The organism is Nocardia sp. NPDC058244 (genome assembly GCF_042882065.1).
Taxonomy (GTDB): Bacteria; Actinomycetota; Actinomycetes; order Mycobacteriales; family Mycobacteriaceae; genus Nocardia.
Map to the genome: position 1 here is coordinate 246,091 of NZ_JBHVWX010000008.1, position 17,138 is coordinate 263,228.

General features: G+C 68.7%; 12 protein-coding genes. 6 read left to right on the forward strand and 6 right to left on the reverse strand.

What is annotated here, in order from left to right; genetic code table 11:
• Positions 1-9: 9 nt before the first annotated feature.
• The 6 genes from ACFVW6_RS25750 to ACFVW6_RS25775 all read left to right on the forward strand — a co-directional run bounded on the left by ACFVW6_RS25750 (position 10) and on the right by ACFVW6_RS25775 (position 7,430).
• Positions 10-1,383 (forward strand): flavin-containing monooxygenase, encoded by a 1,374-nt coding sequence (locus tag ACFVW6_RS25750; protein WP_378822992.1) that lies wholly within the window; start codon positions 10-12, stop codon positions 1,381-1,383.
• Complete coding sequence (locus ACFVW6_RS25755) at positions 1,380-2,525, forward strand: serine hydrolase domain-containing protein (RefSeq protein WP_378822991.1); 1,146 nt, start codon at positions 1,380-1,382, stop codon at positions 2,523-2,525. Before ACFVW6_RS25750 ends, ACFVW6_RS25755 begins: the two co-directional genes overlap by 4 nt.
• A gap of 2 nt (positions 2,526-2,527) precedes the next feature.
• Positions 2,528-3,568 carry an NAD(P)-dependent alcohol dehydrogenase gene (locus ACFVW6_RS25760; protein WP_378825526.1) on the forward strand — a complete coding sequence of 347 codons (1,041 nt, stop codon included), beginning with the start codon at positions 2,528-2,530 and terminating at the stop codon, positions 3,566-3,568.
• A gap of 14 nt (positions 3,569-3,582) precedes the next feature.
• Positions 3,583-5,235 carry a class I adenylate-forming enzyme family protein gene (locus ACFVW6_RS25765; protein WP_378822989.1) on the forward strand — a complete coding sequence of 551 codons (1,653 nt, stop codon included), beginning with the start codon at positions 3,583-3,585 and terminating at the stop codon, positions 5,233-5,235.
• An 11-nt stretch (positions 5,236-5,246) separates the two neighbouring features.
• Positions 5,247-6,986, forward strand: a complete 1,740-nt coding sequence (locus ACFVW6_RS25770; protein ID WP_378822987.1) for an amidohydrolase family protein — start codon at positions 5,247-5,249, stop codon at positions 6,984-6,986.
• Positions 6,987-7,094: 108 nt separating this feature from the next.
• Entirely contained in the window at positions 7,095-7,430 is a 336-nt protein-coding gene (locus ACFVW6_RS25775; protein WP_378822986.1) for a hypothetical protein, read from the forward strand.
• Between the two features lie 3 nt (positions 7,431-7,433).
• Here ACFVW6_RS25775 and ACFVW6_RS25780 read toward each other — a convergent pair whose 3' ends face one another.
• The 6 genes from ACFVW6_RS25780 to ACFVW6_RS25805 form a co-directional block, all read right to left on the reverse strand.
• Complete coding sequence (locus ACFVW6_RS25780; RefSeq protein ID WP_378822983.1) at positions 7,434-8,858, reverse strand: DUF1254 domain-containing protein; 1,425 nt, start codon at positions 8,856-8,858, stop codon at positions 7,434-7,436.
• A gap of 138 nt (positions 8,859-8,996) precedes the next feature.
• The gene (locus ACFVW6_RS25785; protein ID WP_355280714.1) at positions 8,997-9,608 is read right to left on the reverse strand and encodes a Uma2 family endonuclease; all 612 of its coding nucleotides are present in this window, start codon (positions 9,606-9,608) and stop codon (positions 8,997-8,999) included.
• 88 nt (positions 9,609-9,696) lie between these two features.
• Positions 9,697-10,452 carry a respiratory nitrate reductase subunit gamma gene (gene narI, locus ACFVW6_RS25790; protein ID WP_355280716.1) on the reverse strand — a complete coding sequence of 252 codons (756 nt, stop codon included), beginning with the start codon at positions 10,450-10,452 and terminating at the stop codon, positions 9,697-9,699.
• Complete coding sequence (narJ, locus tag ACFVW6_RS25795; RefSeq protein ID WP_378822981.1) at positions 10,449-11,129, reverse strand: nitrate reductase molybdenum cofactor assembly chaperone; 681 nt, start codon at positions 11,127-11,129, stop codon at positions 10,449-10,451. The genes narI and narJ overlap by 4 nt, the downstream gene beginning before the upstream one ends.
• Positions 11,126-12,820, reverse strand: a complete 1,695-nt coding sequence (gene narH, locus ACFVW6_RS25800; protein ID WP_355280824.1) for a nitrate reductase subunit beta — start codon at positions 12,818-12,820, stop codon at positions 11,126-11,128. Before narH ends, narJ begins: the two co-directional genes overlap by 4 nt.
• 10 nt (positions 12,821-12,830) lie before the next feature.
• A complete protein-coding gene (locus ACFVW6_RS25805; protein WP_378822980.1) occupies positions 12,831-16,541 on the reverse strand; it encodes a nitrate reductase subunit alpha in 3,711 nt (1,236 codons plus the stop codon).
• Positions 16,542-17,138 lie beyond the last annotated feature (597 nt).

Sequence of the window (17,138 nt, forward strand, 5' to 3'; positions counted from 1 at the left end):
GAGTTGTGCATGGATACACGCGAATTGCCCAGGGTCTGCGTCATCGGCGCCGGACCTTCGGGTATCACCGTCGCCAAGCGACTGGCCGAGAACGGAATTCCGTTCGACTGCTACGAGGCGTCCGACGAAGTCGGCGGCAATTGGTACTACAAGAACCCGAACGGGATGTCGGCCTGCTATCAGAGCCTGCACATCGACACCTCGAAGTACCGCCTGCAGTTCGAGGACTTCCCGGCGCCCGAGGAATGGCCGCACTTCCCGCACCATTCGCAGCTGCTGCAGTACTTCAAGGACTACGTCGACCATTTCGACCTGCGCGACCACATCCGGTTCAACACCCTGGTCACCGCCGCCGAACGCGACGACGCCGGGCTCTGGCGGGTGACCACCGCGGCGGGCGACACCGAGGTCTACGACGCGCTGATCGTCTGCAACGGCCACCACTGGAATCCCCGATTCCCGGACTACCCCGGCGAATTCGACGGCGTGCTGATGCACAGCCACGCCTACAACGACCCGTTCGATCCGGTCGATATGCGCGGCAAGCGGGTCGTGGTGGTCGGCATGGGCAATTCCGGCCTCGATATCGCCTCGGAACTGTCCCAGCGCTTCATCGCGTCGAAGCTGTTCGTCTCGGCCCGCCGCGGTGTCTGGGTGCTGCCCAAATACGTGAACGGGGAAGTGGGCGACCGGCGTTCGATGCCGTCCTGGATTCCGGCCAAGCTGGCGCTCAAACTCAAGCAGCGCTTCGTCCGCAAGAATCGCGGCGACATGCGCAACTACGGCCTGCCCGCGCCCGATCACGAGCCGTTCGAGGCGCATCCGTCGGCGAGCGAGGAATTCCTGCACCGGGCCGGCTGCGGTGACGTGGAATGCAAGCCCGCGATCACCCGCCTGGACGGTGACACCGTGCATTTCGCCGACGGCAGCAGCGAACAGGTCGACGTGATCGTCTGCGCCACCGGCTATCACATCAGTTTCCCGTTCCTCACCGACGCCGCGCTGGTCCCCGACGCGGCCAACCGGTTCCCGCTGTTCCAGATGATGCACAAGCCCGGGGTGGACAATCTGTTCTATCTCGGCCTGGCCCAGCCGATGCCGACGCTGGTGAACTTCGCCGAGCAGCAGAGCAAACTGGTGGCCGCCTATCTGACCGGCCGCTACCATCTGCCGCCGCGTGCGGAGATCGAGACGGTGCTGCGCGAGCAGGAATCCCGGCGCACCGGCCGCTACTACGATTCGCCACGGCACACCATCCAGATCGAATTCGAGCCGTATGTGCGCTCGATGACGAAGGAGATCGCGCGCGGTGCGAAACGCGCTGCCGCGGCGGGCAATACGCTGCCTGTTCCCGCTCGCGCGACCGCGGGGGTGCCGCGATGAGCGCCGCCGGTTTCTGTCTCGACGAATTCGCCGGTGTGCGTGCCGCTTTCGACGAGGAACTCGACGGGGGCGCCGAAGTCGGCGCGGCCCTGTGTGTCACGGTCGACGGTGAGCCGGTCCTCGACCTGTGGGGCGGCTGGGCCGACCCGGACAAGACGCGGCGCTGGGGTGCCGACACCCTGGTCAACGTCTTCTCGGTGACCAAGACGATGACCGCCCTGTGCGCGCTGCTGCTGGTCGACCGCGGCGAACTCGACCTCGACGCGCGGGTGGCCGCCTACTGGCCCGAGTTCGCGGCCAACGGCAAGGACGCCATCCTGGTCCGGCACCTGCTCTCGCACACCTCCGGTGTCTCCGGCTGGGAGAAGCCGATCGAACTGGCCGACATCTACGACACCGAGGCCGCCGCGGCCCGGCTGGCGACCCAGGCGCCCTGGTGGGAGCCGGGCACCGCGTCGGGCTATCACGCCATCAACTACGGGCATCTCATCGGTGAACTGGTGCGCCGCATCACCGGTCGCTCGCTCGGCCGCTTCTTCGCCGAGGAACTGGCGGGCCCGCTGGGCGCCGATTTCCACATCGGTACCGGTCCCGAGCACGCCGACCGGATCGCCACCCTGATCCCGCCGGAACTGCCCGAGTTCGATCTGTCGACCCTCGACCAGGACAGCGTGCTGATCAAGACGCTCACCAGTCCCTGGCTCGAGATCGGCGAGACCGCGACGCCGGCCTGGCGGGCGGCCGAGATCGGCGGCACCAACGGGCACGGCAACGCGCGCTCGGTCGCCCGGATCCAGTCGCTGATCGCCAACGGCGGCGAGCTCAGCGGGCGGCGATTCCTCTCGCCCGCCACCGTCGAGCTGATCTTCCGCGAGCAGGCCGACGGCGTCGACCTGGCCCTGCTGACCCCGTTGCGCTTCGGCATCGGCTACGGGCTGCCCCGGCCGCAGACCTTCCCGCACATCCCCGACGGCCGGGTCTGCTGGTGGGCCGGCTACGGCGGGTCGATGGTCGTCAACGACCTGGATCGCCGGATCACCTTCGCCTACACCATGAATCGGATGGCGACCGGCCTGATCGGCTCCGACCGCTGCGACCGGTATCTGAAGGCCACCTTCGACGCGATGGGGGAGCGGCGATGACGATGCGCGCGATGCAGCTGACCGCGCCGGGCACCCTCGAACTGCGGACCGTGCCGGTGCCCGACCTCGGCCCCGACGATCTGCTGCTGCGGGTCGGCGCGGCCGGGATCTGCCATTCGGATTCGTTCGTGCTGAGCCTGCCGTTCCCGATGAGCGAGCAGCCACTCACCCTCGGCCACGAGATCGCGGGCACCATCGAGGCCGTCGGGTCGCGGGTCGCGGGCCGCCGGGTCGGCGAGCGTGGACTCGTGTACCTGTGCTGGTCCTGTGGCGAATGCCGGGAGTGCCTGCACGGCAACGAGAACGTCTGCCTGGCGGCCGGTCGCACGGCCATGCCGCCGTGCCCCGGCCTCGGCCCCGACGGCGGGATGGCCGAGTACGTGCGCATCCCGGTGCGCTCGTTCGTCCCCATCGGCGACATGGATTTCGCGCAGGCGGCCCCGCTGGCCGACGCGGCGCTCACCCCCATGCACGCCATCCGCGGCGCGCTGGACCAGCTGTGGCCGGGCGCCACCGCGGTCGCGATCGGCATCGGCGGACTCGGCCACGTCGCGGTCCAGCTGTTGAAGGCGCTCACCGAGACCAGGGTGATCGCGGTCGACGTCGATCCCGACAAGCTCGCGCTGGCCACCGCCTGCGGCGCCGATGTCGCGCTGACCGCCGGTGCGGACACCGCCGCCACCATCCTCGAGCTGACCGGCGGACGCGGGGCCGAGGCGGTGTTCGACTTCGTCGGCGCCGACGCCACCGCGAAGCTGGCCGTGGAGACGGTCGCCCCCAACGGTGCCTACCGGATGGTGGGGCTGGCGGGCGGCATCCCCGGCATCGACTCCGGCCCGGCGGGCGGGCCCGGCCTGCCGTGGGGCGCCACGGTGCGCAAGTCCTACGGCGGCACCCGCGGCGACCTCGTCGACGTGATCACCCTGGCCGCCGCGGGCAAGGTGCGCGCCGAGGTCGAACGCTTCGACCTCGCCGACGCCCGGACCGCCTTCGACCGACTCGACGCGGGCGCGATCCGCGGACGCGCCGTCCTCATCCCCTGATGGAGAACAAGACTATGACCGATGTAGTGGACCCGCAGGAATTCGTGGCCAAGGTCGCCGCGGGCCTGACCGCGCCCGGCGCGCCCTTCGAGCTGACCGTCGAACCCGTTCTCGGCGTGCCGATCCCGGTGCTGGCCCACCGCCGCCGCAGCCTGCGCGCACTGCTCGAACACTCGCGGAGCTGGGGCGAGCGCGACTACCTGATCACCGAGGACCGCCGCCTGTCCTTCGCCGAGCACGCCGCGGCCGCGGGCGCGCTGGCCACCGCGCTGGCGACCCGCTACGGCGTCGGCAAGGGCGACCGGGTCGGCATCCTGGCCGCCAACGGCCCGGACTGGGTGATCACGTTCTGGGCCGCGCAGTGCCTGGGCGCCATCCCGGTCGGCTACAACGCCTGGTGGGCGCCGCCGGAGATCGCCTACGGGCTCGAGCACGCCGCGCCCACCGTGGCGATCGCCGACGCCAAACGGGCCGCGCTGCTCGCCGAGACCGGCACCGATATCCCGGTGCTCACCATGGACGGCGACCTGCCCGCCCTGATCGCCGAATTCGGCGGTGGCGAGATCCCGGACACGCCGGTCGACGAGGACGATCCGGCGGTGATCCTCTACACCAGCGGCACCAGCGGCAGGCCCAAGGGCGTGGTGCATTCGCAGCGGAACATGGTGGCCATCAGCGACTATCACCGCTTCACCGACGCGATGCTCGCCGCGTTCGCCGGTCAGCCGCCCAGCGACGCGCCGAGTGATCGCCGCTACCTGGTCACCGCCCCGCTGTTCCACATCGCCAGCCTGCACAATCTCGTCATCCCCCGGCTGGTGACGGGCGCGGCGGCGGTGTTCCCGCACGGCGCGTTCGAGGTCGGCCGGGTGCTGAGCCTGGTCGAGCGCGAGCGGGTCACCAACTGGGCCGCCGTGCCGACCATGGCCTCGCGGCTGCTGGATCACGATGTCGCCCAGCACGATCTGTCCTCGCTGGGCGCCCTCTCGCTCAACTCGGCGCCGTCCTCGCCCGCGCTGCTGGCCAGCCTGCGCGAGAAGATCCCGTCCCTGCAATTCGCGCTGACCACCAGCTACGGCCTCACCGAGAGCGGCACCGCCGCGACGGTGGCCACGCCGCTGGACCTGCTCGCCGACGACGCCTCGGTCGGCAAGCCGATCTTCGGGGTGGCGGTGGAGATCCGCGACGCCGACGGCGCGGTCGTCCCCGACGGCGAGGAGGGCGAGATCTGCATCCGCAGCCCGTACGTGATGCTCGGCTATTGGCGCGACGACGCCGCCACCGCCAAGGCCATCGACGGCGAGCGCTGGTTGCGCTCCGGCGATTTCGGCACCGTCACCGACGGCAGGCTGACCGTCTCGGGCAGGCGCACCGACCTGATCCTGCGCGGCGGCGAGAACGTCTATCCCACCGAGATCGAGAACGTGCTGACCGAGCATCCCGCGGTCACCGAGTGCGCCGTGTTCGGCGTCGCCCATCCCGATCTCGGCCAGGAGGTGGCGGCCGTGGTGGTCGCCGAGCCCGGCACGGTCGACGCGGAGGAACTGCGCGACTTCGTCGCCGCGCGGCTCGCCTATTTCAAGGTGCCCGCCCGCTGGCGGCTCACCACCGACGCCCTGCCGCGCAACGCGACCGGCAAGGTCACCCGACGCGATCTCGCGCTCTAAGAGGAAAAGCTATGTTCGACAGCATCATCAAGGGCGGCCGCTGGTTCGACGGCACCGGCGCCGCGTCCGCGATCCGCCACCTCGGAATCAAGGACGGCAAGGTCGCCGCGATCTCGGCGACACCACTCGACGAGACCGGCTGCGACCGGGTCGTCGACGCCACCGGCCGGTGGGTCGTGCCCGGCATGATCGATATCCACACCCACTACGACGTCGAGGTGCTGCTCGATCCGTCGCTGTCGGAATCGGTGCGCCACGGCGTGACCACCGTGCTGCTCGGGTCGTGCTCGCTGTCGACGGTGCACGTCGACGGCGAGATCGCCGGCGACCTGTTCGGCCGGGTCGAGGCGATTCCGCGCGCCCACGTCGTGCGGGCGGTGGAGCAGACCAAGAGCTGGCACTCCGCCGACGAGTACGCCGCCGCGCTGGACGCGCTGCCGCTCGGCCCGAACGTGGCCAGCTTCATCGGGCACTCCGACATCAGGTCCGCGGTGATGGGTCTGGACCGCGCGACCCGGAAGGACGTGCGGCCCAGTGACACCGAACTCGCCGCCATGGCCGCGAAGCTGACCGAGGCGCTCGACGCGGGTTTCGTCGGCATGTCCTCGCAGCGGCTGCTGTTCGACAAACTCGACGGCGAACTGTGCCGCTCGCGCACCCTGCCCTCGACGTATTCGACCAGGGCCGAACGCAAGACGCTCAACACCATCCTGCGCACCCGTGGTCGCGCGCTCCAGGGCGGACCGGATGTCAACCGCTCCGACACGATGATCGCGATGGCGGCGAGCAGTATCGGTCTGTGGCGCGCGCCGCTGAAGGTCAGCCTGCTCTCGGCCGCCGACATCAAGGCGATTCCGCTGGTGGCCAAGGTGTTCCCGCTGCTGGCGCGGGCGATCAACGCGCTGCGCGGCGACTTCCGCTGGCAGCACCTGCCGGTGCCGTTCGAGGTCTACTCCGACGGCATCGACCTGCCGATCTTCGAGGAGTTCGGTTCCGGCGCCGCCGCGCTGCACCTGGCCGACCACATCGACGAGCAGCGCCACCTCATGCAGGACGAGCAGTACCGGCGCAAGTTCCGCAAGGACTACGACCAGAAGTACGGGCCCCGCGTCTGGCATCGCGACTTCTTCGACGCCGACATCGTCGACTGCCCCGACCCCAGCGTGATCGGCAAGACCTTCGGCCAGGTCGGGGTCGACCGCGGCGGCGTGCACCCGGTCGACGCGTTCCTGGATCTGGTCGTCGAGCACGGCGCGAAGCTGCGCTGGCGCACCACCATCTCCAACCACCGGCCCGAGGTGCTCAATATCCTCGCCGCCGATCCCGGTATCCAGCTGGGCTTCTCCGACGCGGGCGCGCACCTGCGCAATATGGCCTTCTACAACTTCGGCCTGCGCCTGCTGCGGCGGGTCGCCGACGCCGAGCGGGCGGGCACCCCGTTCATGACGATCGAACACGCGGTGCACCGGATCACCGGCGAACTCGCCGACTGGTACGGCCTCGACGCGGGCCACCTGCGCGTCGGTGACCGCGCCGATGTCGTCGTCATCGATCCGGCGCACCTCGACGACACGCTCGACGCGTACGCGGAGAACCCGATCCCGGAGTTCGACAACCTGCCGCGCATGGTCAATCGCAACGACGAGACCGTCACCGCGGTCTTCGTCGGCGGGCGGTACGTGTTCGGCGCCGGCAGCAAGGATCCCGCGCTCGGCACCGAGCGCACCGGCCGGTTCCTGCGCGCCGGGTAGCGCGAGGCGGGGCCGGTGGGCGGTCGGCGGACCTCGATCTGGGACAGTCGAGGCAAGACCGGGCGCCCGCCGACCCCGGTACGCCGCACGTCAGCGAGAGGATCGCCCATGTCGGACGCGAAACGGATCACCTGGGGCAAGCCGCGTCGGCCCAGCGACGCCGACCGCGACGCCCTGCGCGCCGACCTGCTGACCAAGGCCCGCGCCGTGCGCGCCGACGGCTGGGCCGAGCACCGCGCGACCTGGCCCGCGGGCCAGGTCGCCGTCGTCGCCTACCTGCTCGGCGACACCGACCTGCTCACCGAACTCGACGAGACCGACACCACCGTCCTGAGCCGCTACGCCGCCGACCTCTTCGGTTTCATCGGCGGCCGCAAGGACAACGAGAAGGGCCTCGTCGATACCCAGGCCTGGTTCGACTCCGTCCGCGAGGCCCTGGACTGAGCCTCAGATCGGTTCGAATTCGTTGAGTTTCCAGGTCTGGTCGAACCACGGATCGAGCGGTCCGTAGAGCCGGAACAGCGGGAACCACGACTTGCCGGGCACGGTCTGCACCCAGTTGGACTCCTTGCCTGCCGGCGCCTGCGGGCCGAAATACAGGTCCCAGGAACCGTCGTCGTTGGCGACGAGGTCGCCGGAGTTCGAGGCAACGGCGGGCCACAGCGTGTCGGGGACCTGCAACAGCGACCGGGTCTGGGTGTCGTAGACGTCGACGGCCCAGAAGTTCTTCGCCGGTGGTTCGGCGTCGACGTGCAACCGGTAGCTGCGGGCGCCGTCGAGGATGTCGCCGTTGGCGTCGTGCACGGTGTAGGTGTACGCCGAGCCCGCACCGGCCACCGCGTGCGCCATCGCCGGCGTGATGACGGTGGCGATGTAGTGGAACCGGGTGCGCGCGTCGAGCAGACGGGCGCCGTCGCGCAGGAATTCGTAACTGCCGCCGACGAACAGAGTGCGCCAGCTGCCGTAGAGCACCGTCTCCTCGTCCCGCGGTGTGAACGCGATCGCGCGCGACAGCCCGGCACCGACCCGGGCGGCCTTGTCGAGAACGGCGCGCAGGCGGTCGTCGGGGGCGAAGGGCTTGCCGTGCACGATGCCGATCGCGGCCAGCTGTCCGGCGCGTTCGGGGTCGAGCGCGGTGACCGGTTCCTCCTGGACGAGTTCGTCGACCTCGTAGAAGAACGACACGTCGTTGGCGTGCACGGTGTTGAACGGCGTCTGCGCGAAGTCGATCCACTCGTTCACCGGCGGATCCGCGGCTTCGGACAGCGGGTAGATCCGGGTGCGCTGCAACTCCGGCACCCCGCCGAGCGCGCGCAGGACCACCCAGTCGGTATAGGTCGCGGAGTGGTAGGTGAAATAGCCGTCCGGGAGATCGCCGGTGTAGCCGGGCGGGACGAACAGGTACTTGCCGCCCGCGCCCTGGTCGGGACCCGGAATACCCATGTCGGCGACGTAGCGGAACCAGAAGTCGTCGATCACGCACATCGACCGGGGCGGTGCCTCGATCACCGTCGGCCCCCAGGCCTTCAGATCGAGAAAGGTGGTGCCGTAGGTGGTTTCGGTATTGGGAGTCAGCGCGATGCCCCGGGAGTCCGCGCGCGGATCGGAGAAACCGATGGCGTAGCCCCCGATCCCCAGCGACCGCAGACCCGCGCGGAAGGCGACCAGGGAGGCACCCGGAACACAGTTGAGGAACACATCGATACCGCGCAGCAGATCGAGGCCGTCATAGAGCGTGTCCAGCGACTCCGGCAACGGCACCCCGTCGAAGAACTTCAGCACGCCGAACGGACTGTCGATGACATCGGGCGTGGAGATGGACTCGATCGCCGCGCGCATCTGCTCAGGCGTTGAGCCCCGCGTCTCGGACATGACAGAACCTCCCTGCGGAACCGACTACGGTCCCGCCCGAGGCTAAGCGCGGCATCGAGCCGCCCACCTCACCCGGAACGGGTGATTTCACCCCGCCGCGATCACCCGCGCCTCGCCGTCGGCATCCGGCTCCGAGACCTAGGGTGCCGTGGCCTCGGCCAGGTCGAGGGTGATGGGGAACGGCAGGGTCAGCTCGAGGGTGTCGTGGTAGATCCCGGTCGGCGCGTACTGACCGGTGGCCGGGTCCAGTTCGAAGACGTAGACGACCGCGCGCCCGTCGACGTTCTCGACGCGCCAGAAGTGGGGGATGCCTGCGTCCGCGTAGAGCACGGGCTTGCGCTTGCGATCACGGATCACGGAGTCGGGGGAGACCACCTCGATCGCGAGAAGCACGTCCTGTGGTTCGTAGGTCGTTTGTTCGAGGCCGGTGCTCGCTGCCGCGTCGACGATCATGATGTCGGGCTCCGGTCGTTGCCGGGCGGAGAGGGTCACGGTCATCTCCCGACGCACGTGGAGATGGCCCGGGGCCTGAGCTTTGAGGCTGTCGCGAAGATAGTCGATGACCAGCATGTGAAACGCCATCTGCGGGCTCACGAAGACGAGGCTCCCGTCGATCAGCTCGGTGTGCGGGGGAAGGCCGGTCAGACGATCCAGATCGTCGGCGGTGAATCCTTCCGGCGGCGGCACCAGCCAATCAGGGAATGCCTCGGGGTCGGCGGGTTCTTGCAGCGGCATCGGATCTGCAGTCATCGGTCCCCTCGCTAGTCGGTGTTCCAGCTGACCGGACCAGTATGGCACTGGCCCGGGTCAGGGGGTACGAGCGCGCGGAAACCGGGTCCTACCAGCGGTCGGGGGTGACCGGGGCGTCCCAGGCCTTGGCGAAGCGGGTCTTGTCCTTGGTGTCGACTTCGCGGCGGCGGTAGACGATGTAGGGGCGGGTCAGGTAGCCGATGGGGGCGCTGAACATGTGGACCAGGCGGGTGTACGGCCAGGCGGCGACCAGGGCCAGCACGACCAGGCCGTGCAGCTGGAAGGTCCACGGGACACCGACCATCAGGCCCGGTTCGGGGTTGATGGTGAACAGGCTGCGGAACCAGGGGGAGACGGTCTCGCGGTAGTTGTAGGTGCCCCACAGCAGGTTGGAGCCCCAGGTGTTGAGCAGGCCGGTGACCAGGGCCAGCGTCAGCAGGGTGTACATCATCACGTCGTTGCGGCTGGTCGCCTTGCGCACGGCGGGCACGACGATGCGGCGGTAGCAGAGGATGGCGACGCCGACCACCACCATCAGCCCGGCGACCGAGCCGGCGCCCACCGCGACCAGGTGATAGGCGTGCTCGGAGATGCCGAGCGCGCTGGTCCACGACTCGGGGATCAGCAGACCCATCACGTGCCCGCCGAACACCCCGAGCATGCCGAAGTGGAACAGCGGGCTGCCCAGCTGCAACAGCTTGGACTCGTAGATCTGCGAGGACCGGGTGGTCCAGCCGAACTGGTCGAACCGGTAGCGCCAGACGTGGCCGAGCACGAACGACGTGGCGGCGATGTAGGGCAGGATCAGCCACAGGCCTTCGGGGAGCGGGATGGTGGCGTTCATCGGCGGCCTTCCGTGGCGTCGAACAACGAGGGGTCCATGGCGAAGGGTTCCAGCCCGACTTCCTCCTCGGGCGGGCCCTGCGCGGCGAGCTCGGCGATGCGGCGCCGATCGGCGGTGGTCACCGGCGGCAGCGTGGTCAGCACCGCGGCGAGGACGCCACTGTAGGGAGAGTTGTTGTCGCCCAGCGACAGTCGCAGCAACTCCAGCACCGGCACGTGCTCACCCAGCAGGCGCTCGCCGCCGATCGGGTCGACGGTGGCGGCGAACTCCAGCAGCACCGGCAGGTGGTCGGGCAGTTCCTCGTCGCCGAGTTCCACCCCCGCCTGCCGGTAGGCGTGCTTGAACCGCAGCAGCGCCATGCCGCGCTTGCGGGTGTCGCCGTAGGCGTAGAAGGTCAGGTGCAGGCTGGCGCGGCGGCGCATGTCGAAGGTCTCGACATAGCTCTGCGCGACCTCGATCGAGGGCGTCTCGCGCAGATAGGTCAGCACCGCGTCGAAGTGCGCCCGCACCTCGGCGGACAATTCCGCAGCCGCCGAAGACATCTGGTCCAGCAGCGCCAGCGTCGACTCACCGGGGTAGTCCAGCAGGAGCGCGGCCAGCCGCCAGACGACCCGCCGATCGTGCTCGGGCATGGCGGTGACCGGCTGCGGCCGCCTGCGGATCGAGAGCAGACTCATTGCGCCGCACCGCTGACCGTGGAGTCGGCGACGGCAGCGCCGTTGCTGCCGTTGCCGTTGCTCCCTGCGGCGGCGCCGTTGCCGTTCGCGGTGGGCGCAAGCTTGTCGCTGCTCGGCACGAGCCCGCTGGTGCTGCGGCCGTCCCAGTTGAGCAGGTTGATCCGGCCCGACTTCTCCTCGGGCGCGGCCTGATTGGTGTCGGCCAGCGAGAACTTCTCCACCACCTGGTCGAACGCGGTCATGCCCGGTCCGCCGTCGGTGTCGAGGCTGCAGCCGGTGGCCAGCGAATCCAGTTCGTGCGCACGAGAAGTCGCGCCGGACGGGATCACGTAGCGGTGCTCGTACTTGGCGATCGCGAGCAGCCGGTACATGGCCTCGATCTCCTCGGGCTCGAGCCCGATCGACGGCGCGATCCCGGGTTCGGGCTCCTCACCGAGGTTGACCGACCGCATGAACGCGCGCATGCCGGCCAGGCGTTGCAGCGAAGCGCGCACCGGCCCGATCTCGCCCGCGGTGAACAGCTCGGCCAGGTACTCGATCGGGATGCGCAGCGCGTCGATGGCGCCGAACAGGTTGCCCGCGTCCTCGCCGTCGTGACCGGTCTCGCTGAGCACGTCGACCACCGGCGACAGCGGCGGCACGTACCAGACCATCGGCATGGTGCGGTATTCCGGATGCAGCGGCAGTGCCAGCTGGTAGTCCACGATCAGCTTGTAGACCGGCGAATCCTGCGCGGCCTGAATCCATTCCGGCGAGATACCGGCCTTCTCGGCCTCGGCGATCACCCGTGGGTCGTGCGGGTTGAGGAACACGCCGAGCTGGGACGGGTAGAGGTCCTTGTCATCGGTGACCGACGCCGCCTCGAGGACCGCGTCGGCGTCGTAGAGCATCACGCCGATGTAGCGCAGCCGCCCGACGCAGGTCTCCGAGCACACGGTCGGGATGCCGACCTCCACGCGCGGGTAGCAGAAGGTGCACTTCTCCGCCTTGCCCGTCTTGTGGTTGAAGTAGATCTTCTTGTACGGGCAGCCGGTGATGCACTGCCGCCAGCCGCGGCACTTGTCCTGGTCGACCAGGACGATGCCGTCTTCCTCGCGCTTGTAGATCGCGCCGGACGGGCACGACGCAGCGCACGACGGGTTCAGGCAGTGCTCGCAGATGCGCGGCAGGTAGAACATGAAGGTCTCTTCGAACTCCAGTTTCACCTTGTCCTCGAGCTTGCCGAGCAAGGGGTCCTTGCCGACCGCTTCGGGGCCGGAACCCAGGTCGTCGTCCCAGTTCGCGCCCCAGGTGACCTTGGTGTCCTCGCCGGTGATCAGCGACTTCGGCCGCGCGACCGGGGTGGTGTCGGTGGGCGGGGAGGCCAGCAGATTGTCGTAGTCGTAGCTCCACGGCTCGTAGTAGTCCTCGACCGTGGGCAGATCCGGGTTGGCGAAGATGTTCATCAGGCGCTTGAACCGCGAGCCCGACTTCAGCGACAGCTTGCCACGCTTGTTCAGCGTCCAGCCGCCCTTCCACTTCTCCTGATCCTGGTACTGGCGTGGATAGCCCTGTCCCGGACGGGTTTCCACATTGTTGAACCAGACGTATTCGGTGCCGCCGCGGTTGGTCCACGCCTGCTTACAGGTGACGCTGCAGGTGTGGCAGCCGATGCACTTGTCCAGGTTCATGACCATGGCGAGCTGAGCCATTACGCGCATGTCAGTACTCCACGTTCTGGTTGCGGCGGCGGATGGTGGTGACCTCGTCACGCTGGTTGCCCGTTGGGCCGTGGTAGTTCAGGGCGAAGGACTGCTGGGCGTAGCCGCCGATCAGGTGCGACGGCTTGATCAGCACCCGGGTGAGCGCGTTGTGGATACCACCGCGCTTGCCCTTGGACTCCTTGGTCGTGGTCTCGGTGCCCTCGATGCGCGGCACGTCCACCGCGCGGTCCTGCGCGTGGTACATGAAGACCGTGCCCTCGGGCATGCGGTGCGAGACGATGGCGCGGGCGACGACGATGCCGTTGCGGTTGACCGCCTCGATCCAATCGTTGTCGGCGACACCGATCTTGGCCGCGTCGCGGTCCGACATCCAGATCGTCTGACCGCCGCGCGAGAGCGTCAGCATGTGCAGGTTGTCCTGGTAGGCGGAGTGGATGGACCACTTCGAGTGCGGGGTCAGGTAGCGCACGGTGACGCCGCTGCCGCTCACATTGCCGATGGACGGTTCGGCGAACAGCGCGGTCATGTCCAGCGGCGGCCGGAAGATCGGCAGCTGCTCGCCGAGTTCGATCATCCAGTCGTGGTCGAGGTAGAAGTGCTGGCGCCCGGTGAGGGTGTGCCACGGCTTCTTCCGCTCGACATTGATGGTGAACGGCGAGTACCGGCGGCCACCGCTCTCACTGCCCGACCACTCCGGCGAGGTGATCACCGGCACCGGCCTGGCCTGGGTGTCGGCGAAGGTGATCTGCTTGCCCTCGGCCTCGGCCGCGAGATCGGCCAGCTTGGTGCCGGTGCGGCGCTCGAGCTGATGGAAGCCCTCGACCGCGAGGCGGCCGTTGGTGGTCCCCGACAGCGCCAGGATGGTCTCGGCGGCGAAGGTGTCCTTGGCCAGCGACGGCCGCCCGGCCGCGACGCCGGAGACGACGGTGCCGTTCTTGCCCGCGAGGTACTCGACTTCCTTGTCCGGGTAGGTGGTGATGCCCTTGGTGGTCACGCCGAGGGTGTCGACCAGCGGGCCCAGCGCCGCGAGCTTCTCCGCGATCTTGGTGTAGTCGCGCTCGATCTCCACGATCTTGGGCATGGTCTTGCCCGGAATCGGCTCGCACTCACCGGCTTTCCAGTCCAGCACCTTGCCGCCCGCCTGCGCGAGCGCGTCGGGGGAATCGTGCTGCAACGGCACCGCGACGATGTCGCGGCGGGTGCCCAGGTGCTTCTCGGCCAGCCAGGAGAACCCGCGGGCGATGCGGTGGAACGCCTCGAAGTCGGTCTTGGCCTCCCACGGCGGGGAGATGGCGGGGGAGAACGCGTGCACGAACGGGTGCATGTCGGTGGAGGACAGGTCGTGCTTCTCGTACCAGGTGGCGGCGGGCAGCACGATGTCGGCGAACAGCGTGGTGCTGGTCATGCGGAAGTCCAGCGCCAGCAGCAGATCCAGCTTGCCCTCGGCGCCTTCCTCGCGCCATTCCAGCTCCTGCGGCCGCACGCCGGTGGCGTCGGTGGTCTGCAGGTTGGAGCCGCAGCCGAGCAGGTGCTTCTGGAAGTACTCGTTGCCCTTGCCGGAGGAGCCGAGCAGGTTGGCCCGCCACACGGTGAGCACGCGCGGGAAGTTCTCCGGGGCGTCGGGGTCTTCACAGGCGAACCGCAGGTCACCGGACTTCAGCTGGGAGACGACGTGTTCGGCGGCGGTATTGCCCGCGGCGGCGGCCTCGTCGCTGAGGTCGAGCGGGTTGCGGTTGAACGTGGGGTAGCTCGGCATCCAGCCGAGCCTGCTGGCCAGGGCGATGTTGTCGGCGGCGGTGCGCCCGGCGAAGCGGCCCTTACCCAGCGGGGAGGCGAACGCGTCGGAGGTGAACGGGTCGTAGCGCCACTGGTCGTTGGTGAGGTACCAGAACACGGTGCCCTGCATCTGGCGCGGCGGGCGCTGCCAGTCCGACGCCGAAGCCAGGGTGGCCCACCCGGTCACGGGGCGGCACTTCTCCTGACCGACGTAGTGGGCCCAGCCACCGCCGTTCTTGCCCTGGCAGCCGGTGAGCAGCGTCAGCGTGAAGAAGGCGCGGTAGATCTGATCGGAGTGGAACCAGTGGTTGGTGCCCGCGCCCATCAGGATCATCGAGCGGCCGCCGGAACGTTCGGCGTTGTCGGCGAATTCGCGGCCGATGCGCGCGGCTTGCACGGCGGGGACGCCGGTGATGGCCTCCTGCCAGGCCGGGGTGTACGGCGACTCGGCGTCTTCGTAGCCCTTGGCCCACTCGCCGGGCAGGCCATCGCGACCCAGGCCGTACTGCGCGAGCAGCAGGTCGAAGACGGTCGTGACCCGCTTGCCCGCAACGATTTTCGTCGGGACGCCACGCAGGATCGTCTCGGCGGTGTCGGTGTCGAAGCGCGGCAGGGCGATCGTGGCCGGTGCGTCGTCGGAATGGCCGAGCAGGGTGAGCAGCGGGTCGACGCCCTCGAGGTCGAGGTTCCACTTGCCCGCGTCGCCCTCGCCGAAACGGTGGCCCAGCGAACCGTTGGGCACCACCGGGTTTCCGGCCTGATCCAGCAGCACCGGCTTGTGCTCGACACCCTCACCGGTCTGACCCAGATCGGCGGCGGTGAGGAACTTCCCGGGCAGGGCGCCGTTCTGATCCGCCGCCTCGTCGAGACAGATCAGGTACGGCAGGTCGGTGTAGGACTTGATGTAGTCGAGGAACATCGGAGTCTGCTTCTCGAGGAAGAACTCCTTGAGCACCACGTGGCCCATGGCCATCGCCAGCGCCGCGTCGGTGCCGGGGCGGGCCGCCACCCACTCGTCGGCGAACTTGGTGTTGTCGGCGTAGTCGGGGGAGACGACGACGACCTTCTGGCCGCGGTAGCGCGCCTCGGTCATGTAGTGCGCGTCGGGCGTGCGGGTCACCGGGACGTTGGAGCCCCACATGATCAGGTAGCCCGCGTCGAACCAGTCGGCCGACTCCGGCACGTCGGTCTGATCGCCGAAGACCTGCGGCGATGCCACCGGCAGGTCGGCGTACCAGTCGTAGAAGGAGAGCATGTAGCCGCCGATCAGCGACACGAACCTGGCACCGGTCGCGTGGCTGACCATCGACATCGCGGGAATCGGCGAGAAGCCGGCCACGCGGTCGGGTCCGTACTGCTTGATCGTGTAGACGTGCGCGGCCGCGGCGATCTCGGCGGCCTCCCACCACTCGGCGCGGACGAAGCCGCCCTTGCCGCGCGCGGTCTTGTACGCCTTGGCCTTGGCCGGGTCCTCGACGATCGACTCCCAGGCCAGCACCGGGTCCTTGAGCTCGGCCTTGGCCTTGCGGTACAGGTCCAGCAGGGTGCCGCGCACGTACGGGTAGCGCACGCGGGCGGGGGAGTAGGTGTACCAGGAGAACGACGCGCCACGAGGGCAGCCGCGCGGTTCGTACTCCGGCTTGTCCGAGCCCACCGAGGGGTAGTCGGTCTGCTGCGACTCCCAGGTGATCACGCCGTCCTTGACGTAGATCTTCCAGGAGCACGAGCCGGTGCAGTTCACGCCGTGGGTGGAGCGCACCACCTTGTCGTGCGACCAGCGGTCGCGGTAGAACGCGTCGGCGTCGCGGCCACCGACCTTGTACACCGACCGGTTGTCCGGCGAGACCTCACCGCGCTGGAAGTATTTACCGAGGTTCAGCAACGTGTCGCCGATATCGGTGGGCGACGGACCATGAGTGCGCGAATTAACCACGACGCCCCCTTCGAGCTGTGCTTTCGGGCTGATAGGGGCAACTGTAAAGAGACCGGGTGCTCCGGCAAAACGAACTTTTCACATCCCCGTCGGCCCCTCGGTGAGCTGTGAGGTCGGCGAAATCTCGTGGTCACGGAGGCGGCCGCGGCGGCGGCGGGCGATCCGGGGCCGACCTGGGTGAACGACTCGCGAGCTGGCCGAACGGGCGGATGGCGGGGTCTGTCACCCGGCCCGCGGTGATGCTTCCGAAACGACTGGTTCTCCGGCGGTTTACATTTGTTTACACACCCGGCGGGTTCGCTGAACAGCGCTGATGTGACGGCCCGCACACTGCGGCGGGCTGGTCGGGGCTCATGGGTGCTGGTGCGCGGGGTGCCGGATCGGGGTCGTGATCGTGTCGTCACCACGCGGCGGCGAAGTCTATAGCACTGCTGGACGGAAAGAATTCGAATCCTTTTAATTCGCCCTGGCTCAGTGTGTTTCGTGACCGCGCCCACAGTTGCCAGTCGGTAACTACCCAATAGGCAACGCGTCAATATAAAGAAACGGCAACTTTTCCGTTCGGCGATTGGTTCGAGGTTGAAACGTCATCCAGGA

Bases quoted from the DNA above. Each gene is read 5' to 3' on its own strand.
- ACFVW6_RS25775 (WP_378822986.1), top strand. From the start codon at position 7,095: ATGTCGGACGCGAAACGGATCACCTGGGGCAAGCCGCGTCGGCCCAGC.
- narJ (WP_378822981.1), bottom strand. From the start codon at position 11,129: ATGAGTCTGCTCTCGATCCGCAGGCGGCCGCAGCCGGTCACCGCCATG.
- ACFVW6_RS25765 (WP_378822989.1), top strand. From the start codon at position 3,583: ATGACCGATGTAGTGGACCCGCAGGAATTCGTGGCCAAGGTCGCCGCG.
- narI (WP_355280716.1), bottom strand. From the start codon at position 10,452: ATGAACGCCACCATCCCGCTCCCCGAAGGCCTGTGGCTGATCCTGCCC.
- ACFVW6_RS25750 (WP_378822992.1), top strand. From the start codon at position 10: ATGGATACACGCGAATTGCCCAGGGTCTGCGTCATCGGCGCCGGACCT.
- ACFVW6_RS25755 (WP_378822991.1), top strand. From the start codon at position 1,380: ATGAGCGCCGCCGGTTTCTGTCTCGACGAATTCGCCGGTGTGCGTGCC.
- narH (WP_355280824.1), bottom strand. From the start codon at position 12,820: ATGGCTCAGCTCGCCATGGTCATGAACCTGGACAAGTGCATCGGCTGC.
- ACFVW6_RS25785 (WP_355280714.1), bottom strand. From the start codon at position 9,608: ATGACTGCAGATCCGATGCCGCTGCAAGAACCCGCCGACCCCGAGGCA.
- ACFVW6_RS25760 (WP_378825526.1), top strand. From the start codon at position 2,528: ATGCGCGCGATGCAGCTGACCGCGCCGGGCACCCTCGAACTGCGGACC.
- ACFVW6_RS25780 (WP_378822983.1), bottom strand. From the start codon at position 8,858: ATGTCCGAGACGCGGGGCTCAACGCCTGAGCAGATGCGCGCGGCGATC.
- ACFVW6_RS25770 (WP_378822987.1), top strand. From the start codon at position 5,247: ATGTTCGACAGCATCATCAAGGGCGGCCGCTGGTTCGACGGCACCGGC.